At 63.8% G+C, this 20,994-nt stretch carries 19 protein-coding genes and 2 pseudogenes; 14 read left to right on the forward strand and 7 right to left on the reverse strand.

Annotation, left to right across the window (positions count from 1 at the left end; translation table 11 throughout):
- Positions 1–109: 109 nt before the first annotated feature.
- The 5 genes and pseudogenes from ACVOLS_RS16445 to infA form a co-directional block, all read left to right on the forward strand.
- A pseudogene (locus ACVOLS_RS16445) lies at positions 110–361 on the forward strand (metallophosphoesterase); the annotation flags it as partial.
- 227 nt (positions 362–588) lie between these two features.
- A complete protein-coding gene (locus ACVOLS_RS16450) occupies positions 589–834 on the forward strand; it encodes a hypothetical protein (protein WP_481546529.1) in 246 nt (81 codons plus the stop codon).
- A complete protein-coding gene (locus tag ACVOLS_RS16455) occupies positions 831–1,973 on the forward strand; it encodes a GNAT family N-acetyltransferase (protein ID WP_481546513.1) in 1,143 nt (380 codons plus the stop codon). The genes ACVOLS_RS16450 and ACVOLS_RS16455 overlap by 4 nt, the downstream gene beginning before the upstream one ends.
- Positions 1,970–2,704, forward strand: coding sequence for a leucyl/phenylalanyl-tRNA--protein transferase (aat, locus tag ACVOLS_RS16460; protein WP_481546514.1), 735 nt, complete (start codon positions 1,970–1,972; stop codon positions 2,702–2,704). The genes ACVOLS_RS16455 and aat overlap by 4 nt, the downstream gene beginning before the upstream one ends.
- Positions 2,705–2,802: 98 nt before the next feature.
- Complete coding sequence (gene infA, locus ACVOLS_RS16465; RefSeq protein ID WP_005409596.1) at positions 2,803–3,021, forward strand: translation initiation factor IF-1; 219 nt, start codon at positions 2,803–2,805, stop codon at positions 3,019–3,021.
- Between the two features lie 302 nt (positions 3,022–3,323).
- Here infA and clpA read toward each other — a convergent pair whose 3' ends face one another.
- On the reverse strand, positions 3,324–5,603 hold the full coding sequence (gene clpA / locus ACVOLS_RS16470) for an ATP-dependent Clp protease ATP-binding subunit ClpA (RefSeq protein ID WP_481546515.1): 2,280 nt from the start codon (positions 5,601–5,603) through the stop codon (positions 3,324–3,326).
- Positions 5,604–5,926: 323 nt separating this feature from the next.
- A complete protein-coding gene (gene clpS / locus ACVOLS_RS16475; RefSeq protein ID WP_282272346.1) occupies positions 5,927–6,247 on the reverse strand; it encodes an ATP-dependent Clp protease adapter ClpS in 321 nt (106 codons plus the stop codon).
- 104 nt (positions 6,248–6,351) lie between these two features.
- Between clpS and ACVOLS_RS16480 the strand changes: the two genes are divergently transcribed.
- The 6 genes from ACVOLS_RS16480 (at position 6,352) to ACVOLS_RS16505 (ending at position 10,694) form a co-directional block, all read left to right on the forward strand.
- Positions 6,352–6,828, forward strand: coding sequence for a hypothetical protein (locus ACVOLS_RS16480; protein WP_481546516.1), 477 nt, complete (start codon positions 6,352–6,354; stop codon positions 6,826–6,828).
- Between the two features lie 2 nt (positions 6,829–6,830).
- Positions 6,831–7,295: an NUDIX hydrolase gene (locus ACVOLS_RS16485; RefSeq protein WP_481546517.1), complete on the forward strand. Its 465-nt coding sequence runs from the start codon at positions 6,831–6,833 to the stop codon at positions 7,293–7,295.
- A complete protein-coding gene (gene mnmA, locus ACVOLS_RS16490; RefSeq protein WP_481546518.1) occupies positions 7,292–8,413 on the forward strand; it encodes a tRNA 2-thiouridine(34) synthase MnmA in 1,122 nt (373 codons plus the stop codon). The genes ACVOLS_RS16485 and mnmA overlap by 4 nt, the downstream gene beginning before the upstream one ends.
- Positions 8,414–8,422: 9 nt before the next feature.
- On the forward strand, positions 8,423–9,037 hold the full coding sequence (gene hflD / locus ACVOLS_RS16495) for a high frequency lysogenization protein HflD (RefSeq protein WP_481546519.1): 615 nt from the start codon (positions 8,423–8,425) through the stop codon (positions 9,035–9,037).
- A gap of 126 nt (positions 9,038–9,163) precedes the next feature.
- A complete protein-coding gene (locus ACVOLS_RS16500) occupies positions 9,164–10,363 on the forward strand; it encodes a methyl-accepting chemotaxis protein (protein ID WP_481546520.1) in 1,200 nt (399 codons plus the stop codon).
- Between the two features lie 76 nt (positions 10,364–10,439).
- Entirely contained in the window at positions 10,440–10,694 is a 255-nt protein-coding gene (locus ACVOLS_RS16505; protein WP_481546521.1) for a hypothetical protein, read from the forward strand.
- Between the two features lie 344 nt (positions 10,695–11,038).
- On the opposite strand, the gene ACVOLS_RS16510 is transcribed toward ACVOLS_RS16505, so the two are convergent.
- Positions 11,039–13,813, reverse strand: a complete 2,775-nt coding sequence (locus ACVOLS_RS16510) for a bifunctional diguanylate cyclase/phosphodiesterase (RefSeq protein WP_481546528.1) — start codon at positions 13,811–13,813, stop codon at positions 11,039–11,041.
- A gap of 377 nt (positions 13,814–14,190) precedes the next feature.
- Between ACVOLS_RS16510 and ACVOLS_RS16515 the strand changes: the two are divergent.
- A pseudogene (locus ACVOLS_RS16515) lies at positions 14,191–15,195 on the forward strand (sensor histidine kinase); the annotation flags it as partial.
- A 20-nt stretch (positions 15,196–15,215) separates the two neighbouring features.
- Positions 15,216–16,946 (forward strand): EAL domain-containing protein, encoded by a 1,731-nt coding sequence (locus ACVOLS_RS16520; RefSeq protein WP_481546522.1) that lies wholly within the window; start codon positions 15,216–15,218, stop codon positions 16,944–16,946.
- 224 nt (positions 16,947–17,170) lie between these two features.
- On the opposite strand, the gene ACVOLS_RS16525 is transcribed toward ACVOLS_RS16520, so the two are convergent.
- From ACVOLS_RS16525 to flgA, 4 genes are all read right to left on the reverse strand, one after another.
- The gene (locus ACVOLS_RS16525) at positions 17,171–18,307 is read right to left on the reverse strand and encodes an ATP-binding protein (RefSeq protein WP_481546523.1); all 1,137 of its coding nucleotides are present in this window, start codon (positions 18,305–18,307) and stop codon (positions 17,171–17,173) included.
- A 171-nt stretch (positions 18,308–18,478) separates the two neighbouring features.
- A complete protein-coding gene (locus ACVOLS_RS16530) occupies positions 18,479–18,811 on the reverse strand; it encodes a flagellar protein FlgN (RefSeq protein WP_481534018.1) in 333 nt (110 codons plus the stop codon).
- 2 nt (positions 18,812–18,813) lie between these two features.
- Positions 18,814–19,116 (reverse strand): flagellar biosynthesis anti-sigma factor FlgM, encoded by a 303-nt coding sequence (gene flgM / locus ACVOLS_RS16535; RefSeq protein WP_481510927.1) that lies wholly within the window; start codon positions 19,114–19,116, stop codon positions 18,814–18,816.
- Between the two features lie 62 nt (positions 19,117–19,178).
- The gene (gene flgA / locus ACVOLS_RS16540) at positions 19,179–19,823 is read right to left on the reverse strand and encodes a flagellar basal body P-ring formation chaperone FlgA (RefSeq protein ID WP_481546524.1); all 645 of its coding nucleotides are present in this window, start codon (positions 19,821–19,823) and stop codon (positions 19,179–19,181) included.
- 114 nt (positions 19,824–19,937) lie between these two features.
- Between flgA and ACVOLS_RS16545 the strand changes: the two genes are divergently transcribed.
- Positions 19,938–20,894 (forward strand): chemotaxis protein, encoded by a 957-nt coding sequence (locus ACVOLS_RS16545; protein ID WP_481546525.1) that lies wholly within the window; start codon positions 19,938–19,940, stop codon positions 20,892–20,894.
- The last annotated feature ends 100 nt before the right edge of the window (positions 20,895–20,994 follow it).

The following is a 20,994-nucleotide window of genomic DNA, read 5'->3' on the forward strand; positions in this document are numbered from 1 at the left end:
CATCGCCTGGCTGCTGTAGCGCTGGCGCAAACGGCAGCACCGCGCAGCCATCGTGGTGCTGCTGCTCGGTTGCAGCGTGTTCGTCTGGGCACGCTTCATCGAGCCGCAGATGATCGTGATCAGGCACACCACGCTGGAAGGTACCGGCACCGCTACACGTATCGCGCTGGTCAGTGACATCCACCTGGGCGTCTACAAGAATCGGCGCTTCCTTGAGCGACTGGTGGAGCGCATCAACGATCAGGATGTCCACGCGGTGGCGATCGCTGGCGACCTGACCTACGAGCCGCAAGGCCTGTCGTTGCCGGAGCTGTTCGCTCCGCTGGCGGACCTGCGCGCGCCAGCGTTCGTGGTGCTCGGCAACCACGACCAGCAACAGCCCGGCCCGGACATCGACAAACCCTTGCGTGCCGCACTCGCCGCCCACGGCATGAACGTCATCGAAGGACGCCTGCTCAGGAATACCAACGGCGTGAACTGGGCCGGCCTCGGAGACCGTTGGGCAGGACGGGATGACGCGCGCTTCCTGCTGGGGGCGAAGCACTGCTCGGGCCCACGGTCATTCTCGCCCACAACCCCGACAGCGCCATGCAGGTGTGCGCCGGCAATGTGGCCGTTGTGCTCGCCGGGCATACCCATGGCGGACAGATCCGCATTCCCTGGCTGTACCGCAAGGTCATTCCGAGCGCTTATGGCTTTGATCGCGGCGAGCAGGTCATGCAGGGCGCCTGTGGTCCGATACGTGTTTTCACCACCAGCGGCACTGGAGAGATCGGCCTGCCATTGCGCCTGTTCAACCCACCCGTCATCGACGTACTGACGTTGAAACCATGAAACTGCCTTTGCAACTGCGCGTCCTGCACGATCTTGCAGCAGTGCGCGCCGCGCAGTGGGATGGCCTGCATGACGGCAGCAACCCCTTCATCAGCCACGCCTTTCTCAGCGGACTGGAGCAGCATGGCTGCCTGCGCCCGGAATGGGGCTGGCAGGCCCAGCATCTGAGCCTGTGGCGTGGTGATGACCTTGTCGCCGCCGCGCCGGGCTATCTGAAGCAGAACTCGCACGGCGAGTTCGTATTCGATCACGCCTGGGCCAACGCCTATGCCCGCCACGGCCTGGAGTACTTCCCGAAGTGGCTGTGTGGCGTGCCGTATTCGCCCGTCACCGGGCCGCGCCTGCTGGCCCGCAGCGAAACTGATAGACAGGCATTGATCGAGGCTATCGTGCGCCATGTGCAGGACAATGACTTGTCATCCGCACACATCAATTTCCATCTGGCCGATGAAGACCCATTGTTCGACGCGCAATGGCTGCGGCGAGATGACGTGCAGTTCCAATGGCAACGCCAGCCGGGCTGGGCAAGCTTCGAGGATTTTCTCGGTGCGATGGACCATAAGCGCCGCAAGAACATCCGCCAGGAGCGCGCAAAGGTGGCCCGCGCCGGCATCAGCTTCGTCATGCGGCATGGTGATGAAGCCAGCGCGGATGAACTGCGCGCAATGCATGGCTTCTACCTGCAGACCTTCGCCGAGTACGGCAATGCGCCGGCGCTGACGCTGGCCTTCCTGCGCCACATGGCTGCGCAGATGCCGCGGCAGATGGTGTTGTTCCTGGCGCTGCAGGATGACGAGCCGATTGCCGGCGCGCTATGCCTGCGCGGCAGCGACACGCTATACGGGCGCTACTGGGGTGGCGCCACCCTGCCCGGCCTGCATTTTGAAACCTGCTATTACCAAGGCATCGAGTACTGCCTGCGCGAGGGGCTGCAGCGCTTCGAACCCGGTGCGCAGGGCGAGCACAAGCTGGCGCGCGGCTTCCTGCCTACCCAGGTTCGCAGCCATCATTGGCTGGCGCACCCGCAATTCCGCGAAGCCGCACGCGACTGGTGCGAACGGGAACGCGAGGATATCGCGGCTTATGCAGCCGATCTGCTGCGCCATTCGCCTTTCAAGCAGGAAGATTCACCGCAATGAGCAACAAAGGCCCGTTCCTGCTGGACACCGCCAGCGATGCGCCGTTCCCGCCTGCCGAGCTGGCCTTGCGGGACCCCGACGGCCTGCTTGCCGTTGGCGGCGACCTGAGCCCGGTGCGCCTGCTGAACGCTTATTCCGGCGGCATCTTCCCGTGGTTCTCCGAGGGCCAGCCGCTGCTGTGGTGGTCGCCGGACCCGCGCATGGTGTTCCGCACCGACCGGGTCCACCTGTCCTCGCGTTTCCGTCGTGGGTTGCGCAACAGTGCCTGGAAGGTCCGCGCCGATACTGCGTTCGCCGAGGTCATGCAGGCCTGCGCGGCGGCACCACGGCCCGGCCAGGAGGGCACCTGGATCACTGACGAGATGCATGCTGCCTACGTGGAGCTGCACAAGCTCGGCTACGCACACTCGGTGGAAGTGTTTGAAGGCGAGGCACTGGTTGGTGGGATCTACGGTGTGGCAATCGGCGAAATGTTTTTCGGCGAAAGCATGTTCAGCGCCCGCAGCGGCGGCTCGAAAGTTGCGCTCGCAGCCCTGGCTGCCACCTTGGTCGAATGGGGTTGGCCGCTGATGGATGCGCAGGTGGAAAACCCGCACCTGTTGCGGATGGGCGCCGAGCACCTGCCCCGTGCAGCGTTCCTCGAAACCGCACGCGAACTAGTGCAGCGGCCGGCGGAAGCTGGCAGCTGGACGCGCAGGTTCGGCGAGCTGGCGGCCTCCGCATTGGCCTGAATACAGCCACTTAACGCAAACTTTGCATCCCGGCCCGCGACAGCGTAAAATGCCCGCCCTTAGGCCCATTGGCCGTCCGCAGAACCGCACAGGACTACATGTCGAAAGACGACTCCATTGAGTTCGAAGGCACCGTCAGCGAGACGTTGCCGAACACCACGTTCCGTGTTCGCTTGGAAAATGGGCATGAAATCATCGCCCACATCTCCGGCCGCATGCGCAAGAACTACATCCGCATCCTGACCGGTGACCGCGTCAAGGTTGAGATGACGCCGTACGACCTGACCAAGGGCCGTATCACCTACCGCATGAAGTAATGCGGTAAGTCGAGCGTTAGCAGAAAGCCAGCCTTCGCGCTGGCTTTTTCGCGTGGCCAAAACCCCCTGTAGTGCCGAGCCATGCTCGGCAGAGGCGTTACCAGCAATGCCGCTCCCCCCCGTAGTGCCGAGCCATGCTCGGCAGGAGCGCTCCCGGTAATGCCCCATGCCGAGCATGGCTCAGCACTACAGGTGCAGCGCGCAGCGCAAAGACAAAAAAACCCGCATCGCTGGATGCGGGGTTTTGCTTGTGCCGAAACAATCCTGGCGTCGCGGCTTACGCCGCTCCCACAAGGGCAGGATTACACCGTCGCCGGCAACAGATGCTCCGGCTCGGACTCGGTTTCCACGAACAGCTCGCCGTCGCGGACATCGATGCTGACCTTGCCACCATGCAACAGTTTGCCGAACAGCAGCTCGTCGGCCAGCGGGCGCTTCACCTTGTCCTGGATCACCCGGTACATCGGGCGCGCGCCCATGTCGGCGTCGAAGCCGTGGTGGGCCAGCCACTCGCGGGCGGCCGGGGTGGCCGACAAGGAAACGTGCTTGTCCTGAAGCAGCATTTCCAGCTCGATCAGGAACTTGTCCACCACCCGCAGGATATGCTCGAAGCCCAGCGGCTGGAACTGCACCACCGCATCCAGACGGTTGCGGAACTCCGGGGTGAAGCTCTTGCGGATCACCTCCATCGCATCGGTGGCATGGTTCTGCTTGGTGAAACCGATCGAGCGGCGGGCTGCCTGGGTGGCACCGGCATTGGTGGTCATCACCAGGATCACGTTCTTGAAGTTGGCTTCACGGCCGTTGGTGTCGGTGAGCACGCCGCGGTCCATGACCTGCAACAGGATGTTGAAGATGTCCGGATGCGCCTTCTCCACCTCGTCCAGCAGCAGCACGCAGTGCGGCGTCTTGACGATTTTTTCGGTCAGCAGGCCGCCCTGGTCAAAGCCGACATAGCCCGGAGGCGCACCGATCAGGCGGCTGACCGAATGCGGCTCCATGTACTCGGACATATCAAAGCGCACAAGTTCGATACCCAGCTGCAATGCCAGCTGACGGGTTACCTCGGTCTTGCCGACGCCAGTGGGGCCGGCGAACAGGAAGTTGCCGATCGGCTTGTCGGGGCTTGCCAGCCCGGAACGCGACAGCTTGATCGCCGAAGCCAGCGACTCGATACCCTGGTCCTGGCCGAAGATCACCATCTTCAGATTGCGCTCCAGATGCTGCAGCACGTCCTTGTCAGTGGCGGTGACCTGCTTGGCCGGGATCCGCGCCATCTTGGCGACGATGGCTTCGATTTCCTCGATATCGATACGCTCCTTGCGCTGCCCCTCCGGCAACAGGCGCTGGCGTGCACCGGCCTCGTCGATCACGTCGATGGCCTTGTCCGGCAACAGGCGATCCGCAATGTGCTTGACCGACAGGTCCACCGCCGCCTGCAAGGCATCGTCGGCATAGGTCACGCTGTGGTGTGCCTCGTATTTCGGCCGCAGGCCCTTGAGGATCTCGAAGGTCTCGCCGATGGTCGGCTCGACGATGTCGATCTTCTGGAAGCGCCGCGCCAGGGCGCGATCCTTCTCGAAGATGCCACGGTATTCCTGGAACGTGGTCGACCCGATGCAGCGCAGTTCACCTGAAGCAAGGGCCGGCTTGATCAGGTTGGAGGCATCCATGGTGCCGCCCGACGCCGAGCCGGCACCGATGATGGTGTGGATCTCGTCGATGAACAGCACCGAGTTGGGAATCTTCTTCAGCGCGGTGATCACGCCCTTCAGGCGCTTCTCGAAGTCGCCACGGTATTTGGTGCCAGCCACCAGTGCGCCCAGATCCAACGAGTAAATCACGGCATCGGCGAGCACATCCGGCACTTCGCCATCGACGATGCGTTTGGCCAGGCCTTCGGCGATGGCGGTCTTGCCGACACCGGCCTCACCCACGTACAGCGGGTTGTTCTTACGGCGGCGGCACAGTACCTGGATGGTGCGCTCGATCTCATCGCGACGCCCAACCAGCGGATCGATCCGCCCGGCCTTGGCCTGCTCGTTGAGATTGCTGGCGAACTCGGCCAGGGAATCGCCCTTGCCTTCACCATCGCCGCCTTCGGCCCTGCCCTCGCCCTCAAGCGGGGAAGACATCTCCGGGTCATCGCCACTCTTGCCCACGCCGTGGGACAGGTAATTGACCACATCCAACCGGGTCACGTCCTGCTGGTTGAGGTAATAGACCGCATGCGACTCTTTTTCGCCGAAGATAGCGACCAGCACATTGGCACCGGTGACCTCCTTCTTGCCGGAGGACTGTACGTGGTACACGGCACGCTGCAGTACCCGCTGGAAGCCCAGGGTGGGCTGGGTGTCGCGGCCGTCGTCCTCGGCCAACAACGAGACCGAGGCATTGATCGCCTTCTCCAGCTCGCGGCCCAGGCGCTCCAGGTCTGCACCACAGGCCTTGAGTACGGCCTGCGCCGAAGCGTTCTCCAACAACGCCAACAGTAGATGTTCAACCGTCATGTACTCATGACGGGCTTCTCGGGCGCGCTTGTAGCACTGACCAATATCCTGCTCGAGGTCTTTACTGAACATAAGGCACTCCGGTTGCGGTTGGAGACAATATGCGGCCTGACGACGATTTTTCCAGCACCGTAATGACGAAGATGTAGACGCCGGGCCAGCAGGCATGGCAAATCGCCCGCATCCGTGAATCCTGCATTCATTTTCGACGCGGGAACAGGGGCTTGGATCGGGATTGCATGCCTCGTGCGAAACGCATCGTTCCGCCAGCTCAAGCTCCCGCACCCGGGCGCATCTGCAGTTCTACAGCAGGCCAGCGGCCGCGACGGCACCGATGCTGATAACCATGCCGCATTGGAAAAAGGCAGGGCGCAGGGTCAACGCCCAAGGCCCGGTCAGGCCCGCTCCATCGTGCACATCAGCGGGTGCTGATTCATGCGCGAAAACTCGTTGACCTGGGCAACCTTGGTCTCTGCGACTTCGCGGGTATACACACCGCAGATGCCGCGGCCGCGGGTATGGACGTGCAGCATCACCTGGGTGGCCTTGTCCATGTCCATGGAAAAGAAGCTCTGCAGGACGGTCACCACGAAGTCCATCGGGGTGTAATCGTCGTTCAGCAGCATCACCTGGTACTGCGGAGGGGGCGCAACCTCGGGCTTGCCGGGGGCTACCAGCAGGCCGTGTTCGCTGTCGTGTTGGGTCTTCTGGGACATCCGCCGATTATAGCGGTTCCAGGTGGCTGTCTTTTGACCATTGGACGTCTACCCCCTTGCCCCCGCACAATTTGCAGGCTAACCATCCATTCCTTGGGGAAAACATGAAGAAATCTGTACTCAGCATCGCCTTGCTGACCTTGGCTGCCGCTGCCGCCGGAACCGCGTTCGCCGGTGAACCGGACCGTGCGGTCGGCCGCCTGCTTGATACGCTCAAGTACAAGTACGAAGTGGACAGCGATGGCGACTACCAGCTGGTCTTTGAAATGGACGATGACCGTACCCAGCTGGTGTTCGTGCGCTCCAATGTCGAAACCTATGGCAGCCATCACGTCCGTGAAATCTGGTCGCCGGGCTACAAGTCCGAGGGTCCGCAGTTCCCGGCCCTGGTCGCCAACCGTCTGCTGGAAGACTCCAACGACTCCAAGCTGGGCGGCTGGGTCAAGCAGGGTGACGTGGCCATGTTCGTGGTCAAGGTTGACGCCGATGCCAGCTCGGAGGTGATCTCCGATGCCATCGACGCGGCCGCCAAGAGCGCCGATGCGATCGAACTGGAAATGACGTCCAAGGACGAGTACTGAGCGTGAATGCATTGCAGTCCCAGCGATGGGCGCCACATGTGACCGTGGCCACCGTGGTCTCCCGTGCAGGGCAACTGCTGCTGGTAGAGGAAGAAAAGAACGGCCGGCGGGTATTGAACCAGCCAGCCGGGCATCTCGAGCCAGGCGAAAGCCTGCTCGAGGCGGCCGTGCGTGAAACCCGCGAGGAAACCGGCTGGGACGTGCACCTGACCGGTTTCATCGGCAGTTATCAATGGACGGCTGCCGACGGCACCCCGTTCCTGCGTTTCGCCTTCGCCGCCGAGCCGCTGCAGCATCACCCGCAGCAGCCGCTGGACACCGGCATCGTGCAGGCCTTGTGGATGAGCCCGGTTGCCCTGCAGGCCGATATGGCGCGACTGCGCAGCCCGCTGGTCTGGCATACGATCTCCGACTGGCTGGCGGGGCAGCGTTACCCGCTTTCGATCGTGCGACAGGTGGCACCGTGAGCAATCCCAACATCGTGGTGGGCGTTTCCGGCGGCGTGGATTCGTCGGTGGCCGCACTCACCCTGGTCCAGCAAGGCCTGGATGTCGCCGGTCTGTTCATGCAGAACTGGGCCGACGATGGCAGTGGACACTGCCGTGCCGAAGATGATCGTCGCGACGCGGTGGCGGTCTGCGGTCGGCTCGACATTCCCTTCCACTTCCGCGATTTCTCAAGCGAGTACTGGCAGGGCGTGTTCGAGCACTTCCTGGCCGAATATGCGGCCGGCCGCACACCCAACCCGGACGTGCTGTGCAACCGCGAGGTCAAGTTCAAGCACTTCCTGGACGCCGCACGCGAGCTGGGTGCCGAGCGCATCGCCACCGGCCACTATGCCCAGGTCGACCACGCCGGCGGCCGCTGGCGCCTGCTGCGCGGTGCCGACCGCGGCAAGGACCAGAGCTACTTCCTGCACCAGCTGGGCCAGACCCAGCTGGCGGCCACCCTGTTCCCGATCGGGCACATGGAAAAGAGCGAGCTGCGCCGCATCGCCCGCGATGCTGGCCTGCCCACCCATGCCAAGAAAGACTCGACCGGTATCTGCTTCATCGGTGAACGCGATTTCCGCGAGTTCCTGGGCCAGTACCTGCCGGCCCGCGAAGGTGAGATCCAGGACCCCGATGGCCAGGTAATCGCCCGTCACCCCGGCGTGTTCTATTTCACCTTGGGCCAGCGCGAAGGCCTGAACATCGGCGGCGTGCGTGGGCGCCCAGCAGCCCCCTGGTTCGTGGTCGGCAAGGACGTGGCCCGCAACATCCTGTACGTCGACCAGGGCCATGACAGCCCTTGGCTGCAGTCCAACTGGCTGCGCAGCGAAACCATGCATTGGATTGCCGGCACCCCACCCGCCCGTGAATTCGAATGCACCGCGCAGACCCGCTACCGGCAACCGGACGAAGCCTGCACCGTGAAGGTGCGTGATGACGGTACGCTGGATGTGCATTTCGCACGGCCGCAACGCGCCGTCACTCCCGGCCAATCGCTGGTGCTGTACGACGGCATGGAATGCCTGGGCGGCGCAGTGATTGCCGCCACCGATGCACCCCTGGAGCGCCGTTTGGCTGCCCCTGTTTCCCCTTGAGAGATGACCATGACCTTTTCCATCGATGACCGCGTACTCGCCTTGGCTGGCATTGCCCAGGCCTTGCAGCAGGTGCGCCGCATCGCAGAAACCGGCCATTCGGAAAGCGCCGTGGTGCGCACCGCAATGGACAGCGTGCTGCGTATTGACGCCAGCTCGCCCGCTGCCGTGTATGGCAGTGCCACCCAGGTCGAGCCCGGCCTGCGCCTGTTGCGCGATTACTTCCGCAACCAGGGCAAGGACGACCTGCTGCCGCGGCTCGCCCTGTCGGTGATGCAGCTGGAGCGTCGCTTCGTGCGTGAAGGCGCCACGGTCGACAAGGTGGAAGCCGGCATCGAACGCGCCGCCGGCATCGCCCGGGAGCGCGGCGACAGCTGCCATCCGGACGTATTGAGCGCGATGGGCGCGCTGTATGCGGACACCATCAGCCAGCTCAAGCCGAAGATCATGGTGCAGGGCAACCCGCACTACCTGGGCCAGGCGATGGTGGTATCGGAGATCCGTGCGCTGCTGCTGGCTGCGGTACGGTCAGCGGTACTGTGGCGCCAGCTGGGCGGCGCTTACTGGGATTTCCTGTTCTCGCGCAAGGCCATGCTCGAAGCCATCGAACGTCGTCTGCGCTGATTTCCAAGGCCCCCAATCGCAGTGGTTGCGGGCCTGCATCGCAAAACCTCCCGGGATTCACTGCAGTGGGCTAAAGACACCCTGCCCACTGCCGATACTGCATTCGTGACTCTCCCGAGAACGTCCATGTATTCACGTATTGCAATCCGTTTGGCAGCCCCGCTTGTCCTCACCCTTCTGGTTGTGGTCGCTGCCGCCCTGTCCTGGCCCTCCGCGGCCCTGTGGGCGATCCTGACCACCATGGTGCTGAGCTGGCTGGTGTTTGCCTGGTGGAGCGTGCATTCGCAAAGCCAGCGCTCGCCCGAGCACGCCAAGGTACTCAAAGAGCAGGACCAGCTGCTCAACGAGCTGCGCAGCTTTGTCAGCAACGAAATCGACGGCTCGCGCAGCGAGATCGAGCGCGCCCGTGAGCTGATCCGGCAAGCGGTCGGCGGCCTCGGTGGCAGCTTTGATGCGATGAGCCGCAAGTCGCGCCAGCAGAGCCAGGCACTGGCCCGCATCGTTGACCGCGCCGGCGACGAAGGTGGCGGTGGCAATGGCGGTGTCGACGTGGCCCGCTTCGCCCAGAACGCCAGCCATCAGATGGAACAGCTGGTGGAAGCACTGGAGCAGGTCAGCGGCCAGAGCAGCAACACCGTGCAGCACATCGACCAGATGGCGCAGCACCTGGATGGCATTTTCGCCCTGCTCGAAGACGTCAAGTCGATTGCCGACCAGACCAATCTGCTGGCCTTGAACGCCGCCATTGAAGCAGCGCGTGCCGGCGAAGCCGGTCGTGGCTTCGCAGTCGTGGCTGACGAGGTGCGCAATCTGTCCGAGCGCTCCACCACCTTCAACGAGCAGATCCGCAAGCTGGCCCACAGCTCCAAGGACGCCATCGCCAAGGTGCGTGAAACCGTCACCCACATGGCCTCGCGCGATATGGACCGGTCGCGCGAAGCGCGCCATGAGGCCGCTTCGATGCTGGACAGCGTGGCTGCCATCAATGCTTCGCTGGGTGACGGCATGCGTGAAATCTCCGAATGTGGCCGCGCCATCGACGGCAGCGTCGCCGAAGCCGTGCGTGCCCTGCAATTCGAAGACATCGCCACCCAGGCCCTGGGCGGCGTGCATACCCATCTTGACCGTCTTGGTGCGATCAACCGCGAAGCCGTCGCGCTGCAGGAACTGCTGCACCGCAACGGCGGCGTGTTCGATGGCGAAATGGTCAGCGCGTTGCAGCGCACCGGCAGCCGCCTGCGCGAAATGCGCGTGGAATGGGAGCGTCCGCCGCACAAGCCGGTGTCCCAGCAGAGCATGGGCGCAGGCACGGTGGAGTTGTTCTGATTTCACCCCGCCCCCTTCTGCATCCGAGCCCCGGCCCTTGGCCGGGGCTTTGCTGTGGCTGCAACCGCGCTGATATATGCTGACACCCCGCTCCACCGCCAACTGCAACGCCGAGCCAGCACCGCAGGCTGATGACGCCATGCCCCTTTCTACAGCCGCCAACGGCATCTCGTTGAGCCGACGCGAACAGCTCGCGCTGCTTGAGCAGCGTGCACAGCAGGAGCTGCTGGAGCTGCGTGCACTGCGTGCCCAGGCCAACCCTCCCGGCCACGCAGAAGAAGACACCGATTGGCTGACAAGCTGCATCGACTGGGACCTGTCTGTTCCCTGATAGCTACCCTCAAGCTGCACTTGGCCGGGCTACACATCTGCGCGCACCGCGGTCCTCTTTGTGGAAGCGGCGTGAGCCGCGAAGCAAGAACAGCACCCGCTCGCGGCCTGCAAGCAACACCAGCTTCGCGGCTGACGCCGCTCCCACAGACAAACAGCATGGTGGCCTTGGCCTGCGCGCACTCCGCTTCTTTTGTAGGAGCGGCGTAAGCCGCGAAGCAAAGACAGCATCAGATGAACGCCTGTATGTAACCCCAGCTTCGCGGCTCACGCCGTTCCTACAGACAAAGAAAAAGCCCGGCTGCGGATCACGCAGCCAGGCTTGGTTGCTTCCGTTGCCGACGATCAGTGGGTCGCGCTGATCGTCGTGATCGAGCCCACGCTCGGCAGTTCTAGCACCTCGCCCGGGCCACTGCGCAGCCACTGCACCATCTCGCGCGGTCGCAGTGGCCGCGAGAACAGATAGCCCTGCAGCTCGTCGCAGCCCTGCTGGATCAGCATCGTTGCTTCGGCAGGCGTTTCCACGCCTTCGGCCACCACCAGCATGCCCAGTGCGTGGCCAAGATGCACGATGGCCTGGGTAACCTCGGCGGTGCCGACATCGTGCAACATGCCCTGCACGAAGCTGCGGTCGATCTTCAGCCGCTGCACCGGGAAACGGTTCAGATAATGCAGGTTGGAGAAGCCGGTACCAAAGTCATCCACCGCAAGTGGAATGCCGTGCTGTTCAAACACATCAAAGCACTGGCGCAGTGCATCGGTGTCGCGGATCAGTGCCGACTCGGTCAGTTCCAGCTCCAGCCGCTGTGGCGGCCAGCCGTACTGCTGGCAGATGCTGACAACGCGTTCGGCAAAGCCGCGATCACGCAGCTGCAAGGCCGACACGTTGACCGCGATGCGCTCGAACTTCAACCCAGCCTGCTGCCAGACCACGGCCTGCCGGCAGACTTCCTGCAGCACCCAGTCGCCGATATGGATGATCTCGCCGCATTTCTCGGCGATCGGAATGAACTCGGCAGGGCTGCATGAACCAATCCTGCCGCTGTTCCAGCGCAGCAGCGCCTCGATGGAGGGTATCGCATCGCCGTTGGCATGCACCAGCGGCTGGTAGACCAGACTGAATTCGTCGCGCTCGACCGCGCCATGCAGCGCATGCTCGATCTCGACCCGGCGCTGGGTGCGTGCCAGCGCATCCTGGCTGTAATACTGGTAGGTATTGCGACCGGCTTCCTTGGCCGCGTGCATCGCCGCATCGGCGGCACGCAGCAGGCTGTCGAAGTCGTTACGCCCCTCGTCCAGCAGCGCGATACCCACGCTGGCGCCAACCTTCAAGGTGACATCCTCGCGGTAGAGCGGCTCGGCCAACGAGGCAATCAACTTGCGCGCCACATGCCCGGCGTCTTCCTGTTCCACCAGGTTGCGCAGGATCACGATGAACTCATCACCGTTGAAGCGGGCAAACAGATCGGCATTGCGCAGGTTCTGGTGCAGGCGCGCAGCCGCTGCCTTCAGCAACATGTCGCCGGTGGCGTGACCAAAGGTGTCGTTGATGCTTTTGAAGCCATCCAGGTCGATGAACAACATCGCCAGGATGGCACCGCGTTCGCGTGCCTCGATGATCGCTTCCGAACCTTGCTCACGCAGCAGCATGCGATTGGGCAAGCCGGTCAGCAGGTCATAGTGGGCCAGAAGCTCCAGCCGCTCATCGGCCTCGCGTTCGCGGGTGATATCGCGGAACAGCACCACGAAGCGCTCGGGCAGGCCATCACGCTGATCCAGCTCGATCAGCACCTGCACCCACACCCGCTGCCCGGACGGGCGATAGAAGCACAGATCAAGCTGTTCTGGCAGCCCGCCTTCGGCGATGCGCAGCAACGCCGACTCAAAGTTGTCGCGCGAGTCCGGGATGTACAGGTCCAGCGCCTGGTCCAGGGTCACCGGCGCCTTGCGCAGGCCGTGGATGCGGTAGCACTCCTCGGTCCACTGCATCGCTCGGGTACTGACCTCGATCTCGCAACCGCCAATACGGCCCAATGCGGACACCCGGTTCAGTAATTCGGTGCGCCAACGGATCAAGGCATCGGTACGGCGCTGATTGCTGATGTTCTGCACCTGACCCAGCACCCTATGCAGACCGCCGGCGGTATCGTAGTCAAGCTCCACCCAGATGCGCAGCTGCTGCTGGGTCACCGGATCGCGGCCCCAGGTGATGTCGAAACTGCCGCCCTTGGCCTCGTCCAGCAGACGCCGCCAACTGCAGAACAGATGCGTACGGGCGTCGCTAGCCAGATTGCGCAACCACTGTCGCCCGGTCGGTAATGCGGCATCGCTCCAGCCAATGGCGGCTGCGAACTCCTCGGACCATTGCACGCGCTTGCGCTGCGGCTCCCAGACCCAGCTGCCCATGCCGGCCACGCGCTGTGCGCGCCGCAACAAGGCCTGCTGCGAACGCAGCTCATCCTCCAGTGATTTCTGCTGCTGGATATCGGTATACGTACCAACCATCCGCAACGGCTGACCGTCACCGGCGCGGGTGACTACCTGGCCGCGATCCAACACCCAATGCCAGCTGCCGTCAGCCTGGCGCAAGCGAAACTGGCAGGCAAAGGGCACCTGCGGGTCATGCAGGTGCGCGGCAATGGCCTGACGCAGCTGCAACTGATCGTCCGGATGTACTTCATCGAGCAGTCCTATGCCAGGCTGCACCGCGTTGGGGCCATGCGCCGGGCTGGCGCGGGTAACCGCATCGCTGACGATATCCCAGTCCCACAGACTGTGGCCTGCCGATTCCATCGCCATCGCCCAACAGGCATTGCGCGCCTCGGTATCGCTGGCCAGGGAGTACAAATACCCCAATGGCGCCGCCGAGGGTGACTGGACCACACTGAGCCAGCCGTCCAGCCGCTCGCCAGCGCCGGGCAGCGGGCAGGCCACCGCCTCGTGCCGGTCAAGCCGCTGCCGGATACCAGCAAGTTGCGCGCAATAACGTGACAGGCGTTCGGGCAGGCCCAGCTCCCTGGCCATGCCATTGGCGGCCAATGGTTGCCCGTCCGTGTCCAACAGCACGACGGCCGCGTTCAACGGATGACGAAGCAGGCTAGCTATGACGCCGCGATCCACGCGATCTATCTCCACGCCCGACAAACCGGGTACCCATTCGATAACGGCACCAACTCGGCAGAATTGAGCACTTCGTCGTGCGCTCTGTGCACAAGCCGTTAAACTGGGCCGACGCTTGTCCAGACCCCCCGCTCACCATGCAAGCCGATCCGGCCTCTTCCGCTCAACCCGTGCCCTTCGCACTCCTGCGGCGGCGCGCAAGCATGCTTTGGTTGCTTGGTGTGGCCGTTTTTTTGACGGCTGGCGTGGCGGTGTTGCTGGCAACGGATACGAATTCATCCAGCTGGCGGACCCAAAGTGTGACGGCGATCGCTGTGACGGTTTGTGCAACGCTCGTCCTGCTCTGGCGCCAACTCTGGTCATGGAAGCCCGCTGCGCGCTTGCCGCCTCAGCTGCCTGCCGAGTTCGGACAGTTGGCGGCGCTGCTGCCCGACGGCGTAGTGATCGCTGATGGCGATACCGTTCTCTATGCCAATCCAGCCGCAAGCAGCATTCTGGGCTTTGGCGGCGGCCGCAGCGATGCCACCATCCAGTTGTTGGCAGGCCTGGGCGGCCACGGCCCGCGTTCAAGCAAGCGCGAACTCCCGGTGCAGCTGTCACGGATGGGCGGCGAGCCTTTCCACGCCATGGTGATCACCCAACAGCTCCAGCATGGCGACAGGGGCTGCCAGCTTTTTGTCATCCGCGACTTGAGTGAGCTGGAGCATGGCAAAGTTGCCCTGGCCACCAGCAACGCTGAGCTGCAGGCCATGGCAGGCCGCTTGTTCTCATTGCAGGAGGATGAGCGCCGCTCGATCTCACGTGATCTGCATGACGACATAGGCCAGGCCATCACCGCGATGAAGCTGGCCGCCTGCGCCGCCCGCGATGAAGAAAACAAGCCACGCCGTCAGGATGATATCGACCAGATCATCGAGCTGGCTGACAGCACGGTGATCAAGCTACGCAATCTGTCGATGCTGTTGCGACCACCGCAACTCGATGCGCTGGGTCTGGAGGCTGCGCTGCGCTGGCAGGCCGGCCTGCTGTTCCGCTCCACCGACGTTGAGCTGCTGCTGGATGTGGACGCGCTGCCGCGCCGTCCCAGCAACGAGGTCGAGCAGGCCTGTTTCCGTATCGCCCAGGAAAGCCTGACCAATGCGTTGCGCCACGCCAGCGCCAGCCAGGTGTCGCTATCGCTGCGCAACAGCAACAATGGCGACCTGCACCTGCAGGTGGTGGACGATGGCGAAGGCTTTGACCCCGCCGGACCACGCGGCCTTGGCATGATCGTGATGCGCGAGCGCGCCCAGAGTGCCGGCGGCAGCCTGCACATCGAGACCGCGCCGGGCGCCGGCACCCGTATTGATCTGCGTTTACCCTACGCAATGGACGCATTGTGACTCCCCAAGGACCCCGCCCCATGTGGAATGCAAGCCCCTCTTCGCTCGGTGATCGCAATGACGCGCGCCCTGCCCGGCTGGGCGCTGGCAACCCGGAACTGGCCATCATGGTGGATGCCGCCAACCGCACCGGCACCTCATTGATGTTGCTGCACCTGGACATCGACCACTTTGCCTCGGTCAACGAGAACATGAGTGCCGAAGTAGGTGATCAGGCCTTGGTCCTGATCGCCGAGCGTTTACGCGGCTTTCTGGGTGACCGCGGCAAGCTGTGGCGACACGGCAGCGACGAATTCCTGATCGCGGTACCTCGCAGCAGTCAGACACCGGCACCGGAGGCCTTCGCCGAGCTGGTGCGCCAGCAGATCGAACTGCCATTGTCGGTACTGCCCTACACCCTGTTCCTGACCGCCAAGATCGGGGTTGGCCTCTGCCCCGAGCATTCCAATACCGCGACCGGCGTGCTGGATCTGGCCGAAGATGCCCTGCACCAGGCCGGTCGCGAAGGCGGCAACGCGGTTCACGTGCACGTGCTTCACAAGCCCAGCAGTGCGCACAGTGAGAGCATCATCTCGCGGCAACTGGTGGACGCCATCGACAACGGTGAACTGCGCCTGCGTTACCAGCCGCTGGTCAGCGCCCGCGATGGTCATGTCATGGGCATGGAGGCGCTGCTGCGCTGGCAGTCCCCTACCCTGGGCATGCTGGTACCCGAACGCTTCATGCGTACCGCCGAGCGGCTGGGCATCATCGTGCAGATCGGCGCATGGGTACTGGAAACCACCCTGCGTCAGGCCAAGGTCTGGCGCGATCAGGGTTTCGAAGACTTCAATGTAGCGGTCAATGTATCGACCCTGCAGCTGCTGCGCCCGAACTTCTTCACCGAGGTGATGGCGATGCTGCAGTCCATCGGCGTGCCGGCACGCATGTTGACCCTGGAAATCAACGAGAGCGCACTGACCAACAACGTCAACTTCGTCCACGAGACCCTGGCCAACCTGCGCAACGAAGGCATCAGCCTGTGCCTGGACAACTTCGGCACCGGTGACTCCAGCCTGAGCGCACTGGTCCGCTATCCGGTGGACAAGCTCAAGATCGACCGCAGCTTCATCAAGAGCGCACCTGCAGCGAACCGTGAGGCCGCAATCAGCCGCGCCATCATCGCCATGGGCCACCAGTTGGGCATGACGGTGATCGCCAACGGCGTGGAGTCGCAGGCCCAGCTTGGCTTCCTGCGGCGCAATGACTGCGATGTGTTCCAGGGCTACCTGTTTGGCGAGCCGATGTCGGCCGACGCCGCCGGCATGACCCTGCGGCGCCGCTACCTGCGGCCGGAAGCATTCGCCGAAACCCGCCCTGACCGCACGCTGTTGCTGCTGGACGACGAAGAAAACGTGCTGCGCTCGCTGGTGCGCCTGTTCCGCCGCGATGGCTACCGGATCCTTGCCGCCGGCAATGTACGTGACGCCTTCGATCTGCTGGCGATCAATGACGTGCAGGTGATCCTGTCCGATCAGCGCATGAGCGACATGAGCGGCACCGAGTTCCTTGGGCGGGTGAAGATGTTGTACCCGGACACGATCCGCCTCGTCTTGTCGGGCTACACCGATCTGAACACCGTCACCGACGCGATCAACCGCGGAGCGATCTACCGTTTCCTGACCAAGCCATGGAACGACGACGAGCTGCGCGAGCATATCCGCCAGGCCTTCCGCACCCATGATGAGAAGCAGGGTGTTGGCGCTTCGTAAGCAACGGCCGGACCGTTTCAGCTTTTGTGGGAGCGGCGCAAGCCGCGAAGCCACCAATGGCTAAACCGCTATCCATGCAATGCAATTGCACGATGCGTCGATGACGGGCCACCTGCGGGAGATCTACACTCGCAGGTACTGCGAGGACTGACACTTCACCAGCTTCGCGGCTTACGCCGCTCCCACGATCCTGCACTCCCGCAATTCGGCAGTCTGGCAGCCGCTTACTTCGGCTGACGGATCGGCAGCACGATGCGGAAGCACGAGCCCTCACCCACCGTGCTGTCCAGGTCGATGCGGCCGTGGTGCTTGTTGATGATGCCGTAGGAGATTGACAAGCCCAGCCCGGTACCGCTGCCGACCGGCTTGGTGGTGAAGAACGGGTCGAAGATGCGCTGACGCAGTTCCGGCGAGATGCCCGCGCCGTCGTCCTTGAACTCAACCCAGACTTCATCGCCGTTGACACCGGTGCTGACCACGATGTTGCCGCGATCGGCGATCGCATGGCCGGCGTTGAGCAGCAGGTTCATATAGACCTGGTTGAGCTCCGATGGCAGGCATTCGATCATCGGCAGTTCGCCGTAGCGGCGTTCCAGCGTGACCTTGTACTTGAGCTCGTTCCAGATGATGTTGATGGTCGATTCGAGGCCGGCATGCAGGTCAACCAGCTTCCACGACTCGTCGCGGCCGGAATACGAGAAATCCTTGAGATCACGCACGATGCGGGTCACCCGCTCGATGCCTTCGCGCGACTCGGCCATCAGCTGCGGCAGGTCGCGACTGATGAAATCGATATCCAGGCGGTCGCGGATATCATCGATCTCCGGGATCAAGGCCTTCGGATCGGGCGCGCGCAACGCACGCTCATACGCCTCGATCACCGTAAACAGGCTGCGCAGATACTCCTGCAGGCTGCCCAGGTTGGAGTGGACGTAGCCGATCGGATTGTTGATTTCGTGGGCGACGCCGGCGGCAAGTTGGCCAATGGAGGCCATCTTCTCCGACTGCAGCAGCTTTTCCTGGGTGCCGTTCAAGCGTAGATAGGCCTGGCGCAGCTCGGCATGGCGCTGCTGCAGCTCGCGCTCGTAGTCTTCCGGGCCATCGATATGCTGGAACAGAGCCAGAAACGCTTCGCCGGCCTCATCACTGTGATGGTGCAGATGCAGGGTGATGACCCGCTCGCCAACCGGGAGGCTGCCGACCCAGCTACCTGAAGCACGGGCCTGCGACAGCGCGAACGGGGGCAACAAGGCCTCAAGCTGGCGACCAAGATCGACACTGCCAGGGCCATCCACGCCAAACAATTCGCGCACCAGACCGTTGGCGATACTGACTTCAAATTTGCCGCTGAACACTAGCATCCCGTGCTGGACGCGCTCGCCGAGGGCTCGCAATGTGGCCGCCGAGGGGATTGGCATGAGGGTGCTGCTATCGATCTGGGTCACGGCGGCCGGTACAAGCTCAGGAACAGGCCGCCACTATAGCTGGATGTGCGAATTCGATCGCGGCGCGGGCGCCGCGTTTGCCAGCGATCAGGCTACGGCCAACGGTCGTCGCGCATGTACGGTCTGGGCCTGGCCCTTGGCATCGTAAGAAGGCGCGCTCTCGCTACGGCCAAGCTGCCGCAGCGCCCAGTTGACCTCGCGGCGGCGGCGCGCCAGCAACATGCCGTTGGCGTGGTTGCGCTCTGCCAGCTCCTTGAGCTTTTCAGCTTCGTGCAGTGGGGGCTGCCGCTCCAGCTCGCGCAGGGCTTCCAGTTTGTTGCCCGTGGCGGCAACCAGGGCCGGCACGTCATGCTCGGCCAAGGCGCGCTGTTCGCGGTCAAGCGCTTCGCTCAGGCGCTGCAGCGGGTCGCCCATGGACAGGTTCATCCCTGCAACTGCTGGTCCAGACCCAGCATGCGCGTGGCAATGGCGTCGGGATTGATCTTGTAGCTGCCGTTCTCCAGCGCCTCGCGCACGGCCTGCACGCGGGCCTGGTCGATGGCGGGGGCGGCGCTCAGCTCGCGCTGCACGGCCTGCAGCTGGGTAGCCTCGCCGGTCAGGCGCACGCTGTCAGCAGCCTCAACGGGCTTGGGCTTGGCATCGCCTGCGGCGGCCACCTTGGTGTTGATGGCTACGCTGCGCAACTGCGCTGCGGCCGGAATACCACCGTCGATTTTCTGGCTCATGTGATGGAGTCCTGATTCGGTTCAAAAACGATAACGGCAACGCCGGGGGATTCTTTAGCAATTTATCGGCTGACCAGCACGTCGCCGGCAGGGGTGGCAATGCCCTGCATCACCCGGCGTGAAGACAGGTTCTCGACCGAGACCCGCTCGCCCTCTCCCGCATCCCCCAGCGCCTTGCCCGCCATCCGCACCTCCACCCCGCCCCGGCGCGATACGAGGGCAACGCTGTCGCCGCGGCGGACGGTACGGGGGGCGACCAGATCGGTCGCCGACAGCAGGCTGCCTGCGCTCAATGCGCGCCGCGCAACCCGGCCCACGGCCGCTTCCGGTTTCAGCAGCACGGCACCAGCCAAGCGTGCCGTATCGCGCTTGACGCTGCCTATATCGGCCGCTGCAAGGGTTTCTCCAGCAGCCACGCCGCGGGCCAGAACCAGCACCTGCTGCTCACGCCGGACCTTGACCGGGACAAACAGCCGCCAGCCGCCAGCCTGCGGGCAGGCGACCTCCACAGTCGTGTTGGCAGTAACGCTGGCCTGCAATGGTTGCGTGCATGCGGGCAGGCGCAGGTTCGCATCCAGGATGGCCTCCCCGCTCTCCCCGGCCGCCAAGGTGGCCAATGCCGCGGCACGGATGGTCTCCACCGGTTGGAACGCGGCGGCCCAGGCCAGTGAAGGCAACAGCAGACATATAGGTAGGAGTAAGCGCATTGGCAGCGGCCACCCGGCTCTTGATTGGTTCGATGGATTGCTGTGCAAGTGCCGTGCCAGTCCGGATACGGGCGGGCGCTCAAGTTGTCGCCACCTGCCGCCGATACAGCCCTCATGTCACAAGACCTGCTCAACCGAATTGACCAGCGCACGCGGCTGGCCGGCCACAACCGCCTTGCCCTGCTGCTGTTCCGCCTTGGCGGCCGTCAGCTTTTTGGCGTGAATGTATTCAAGGTGCAGGAAGTGCTGCGCCGCCCGGCACTGTTTCAGGTTCCCGGGCTGCCGACCCAGTTCGCCGGCGTAGCTGATGTCCGTGGCCGCTCGGTGCCGGTATTGGACCTTGGCCTGGCCATTGGTCACCCTGAGCGTGAACCCGAGGCGGACACATCGCCGGGCTACCTGGTTGTCACCGAGTTCAACCGTTCGGTGCAGGGCTTTCTGGTCAGCGGGGTTGAGCGCATCGTCAACATCGCGGTGGAAGATATCCACCCGCCACCGGAATTGGGCGCCGAATCGACGTATTTGACCGCAGTTACCCGTTTCCAGGGCGAACTGATCCAGGTCATCGACGTGGAAAGCGTGCTCGCAGACATCGCCCAGGTGCGTAGCGAAGCAGTGCTCGATCCGTCCATGGCATTGCCCGACGACGCTCCGGCGATGCAGGTGCTGGTGGTTGATGATTCACGCGTGGCCCGTCAGCAGATCCGCAGCGTGCTGGACCAGTTGGGGGTCAGCGCCACCCTGCTTTCCGACGGCAAGCAAGCACTGGAACACCTGTTGCAGATCCATGCCTCGGGCGAGAACCCGGCCGAGCGCTACGCCATGGTGATCTCCGATATCGAGATGCCGGCAATGGACGGATACACCCTGACGACGGAAATCCGCCGCCATGCAGGGTTGGCCGGCCTGTATGTGCTGCTGCACACCTCGTTGTCGGGCGTTTTCAACAACGCCATGGTGGAACGGGTGGGTGCCAATGCCTTTGTGGCCAAATACAGCCCGCATGAGCTGGCTGATTTCGTCCTGCAACGGCTGCGGCATGTGGCCCAGACGCAGTACGCATATAGCTGAGCCTGACCGGCTGTAGTGGGGGGGGGCGGGCGGGGCGGCGCGCCGGCGGCGCGCCAGGCACACGGCCCCGGAGGGGGCGCCCGCCGCCGCCCCCCGGCAG

This window comes from Stenotrophomonas sp. STEN038, assembly GCF_056759895.1.

What these genes read in the sequence shown, in the direction of transcription:
- ACVOLS_RS16450 (WP_481546529.1), top strand. Translation starts at nt 589, where the DNA reads ATGCAGGTGTGCGCCGGCAATGTGGCCGTTGTGCTCGCCGGGCATACC.
- ACVOLS_RS16455 (WP_481546513.1), top strand. Translation starts at nt 831, where the DNA reads ATGAAACTGCCTTTGCAACTGCGCGTCCTGCACGATCTTGCAGCAGTG.
- aat (WP_481546514.1), top strand. Translation starts at nt 1,970, where the DNA reads ATGAGCAACAAAGGCCCGTTCCTGCTGGACACCGCCAGCGATGCGCCG.
- infA (WP_005409596.1), top strand. Translation starts at nt 2,803, where the DNA reads ATGTCGAAAGACGACTCCATTGAGTTCGAAGGCACCGTCAGCGAGACG.
- clpA (WP_481546515.1), bottom strand. Translation starts at nt 5,603, where the DNA reads ATGTTCAGTAAAGACCTCGAGCAGGATATTGGTCAGTGCTACAAGCGC.
- clpS (WP_282272346.1), bottom strand. Translation starts at nt 6,247, where the DNA reads ATGTCCCAGAAGACCCAACACGACAGCGAACACGGCCTGCTGGTAGCC.
- ACVOLS_RS16480 (WP_481546516.1), top strand. Translation starts at nt 6,352, where the DNA reads ATGAAGAAATCTGTACTCAGCATCGCCTTGCTGACCTTGGCTGCCGCT.
- hflD (WP_481546519.1), top strand. Translation starts at nt 8,423, where the DNA reads ATGACCTTTTCCATCGATGACCGCGTACTCGCCTTGGCTGGCATTGCC.
- ACVOLS_RS16500 (WP_481546520.1), top strand. Translation starts at nt 9,164, where the DNA reads ATGTATTCACGTATTGCAATCCGTTTGGCAGCCCCGCTTGTCCTCACC.
- ACVOLS_RS16505 (WP_481546521.1), top strand. Translation starts at nt 10,440, where the DNA reads ATGCTGACACCCCGCTCCACCGCCAACTGCAACGCCGAGCCAGCACCG.
- ACVOLS_RS16520 (WP_481546522.1), top strand. Translation starts at nt 15,216, where the DNA reads ATGTGGAATGCAAGCCCCTCTTCGCTCGGTGATCGCAATGACGCGCGC.
- ACVOLS_RS16525 (WP_481546523.1), bottom strand. Translation starts at nt 18,307, where the DNA reads ATGCTAGTGTTCAGCGGCAAATTTGAAGTCAGTATCGCCAACGGTCTG.
- flgM (WP_481510927.1), bottom strand. Translation starts at nt 19,116, where the DNA reads ATGAGCCAGAAAATCGACGGTGGTATTCCGGCCGCAGCGCAGTTGCGC.
- flgA (WP_481546524.1), bottom strand. Translation starts at nt 19,823, where the DNA reads ATGCGCTTACTCCTACCTATATGTCTGCTGTTGCCTTCACTGGCCTGG.
- ACVOLS_RS16545 (WP_481546525.1), top strand. Translation starts at nt 19,938, where the DNA reads ATGTCACAAGACCTGCTCAACCGAATTGACCAGCGCACGCGGCTGGCC.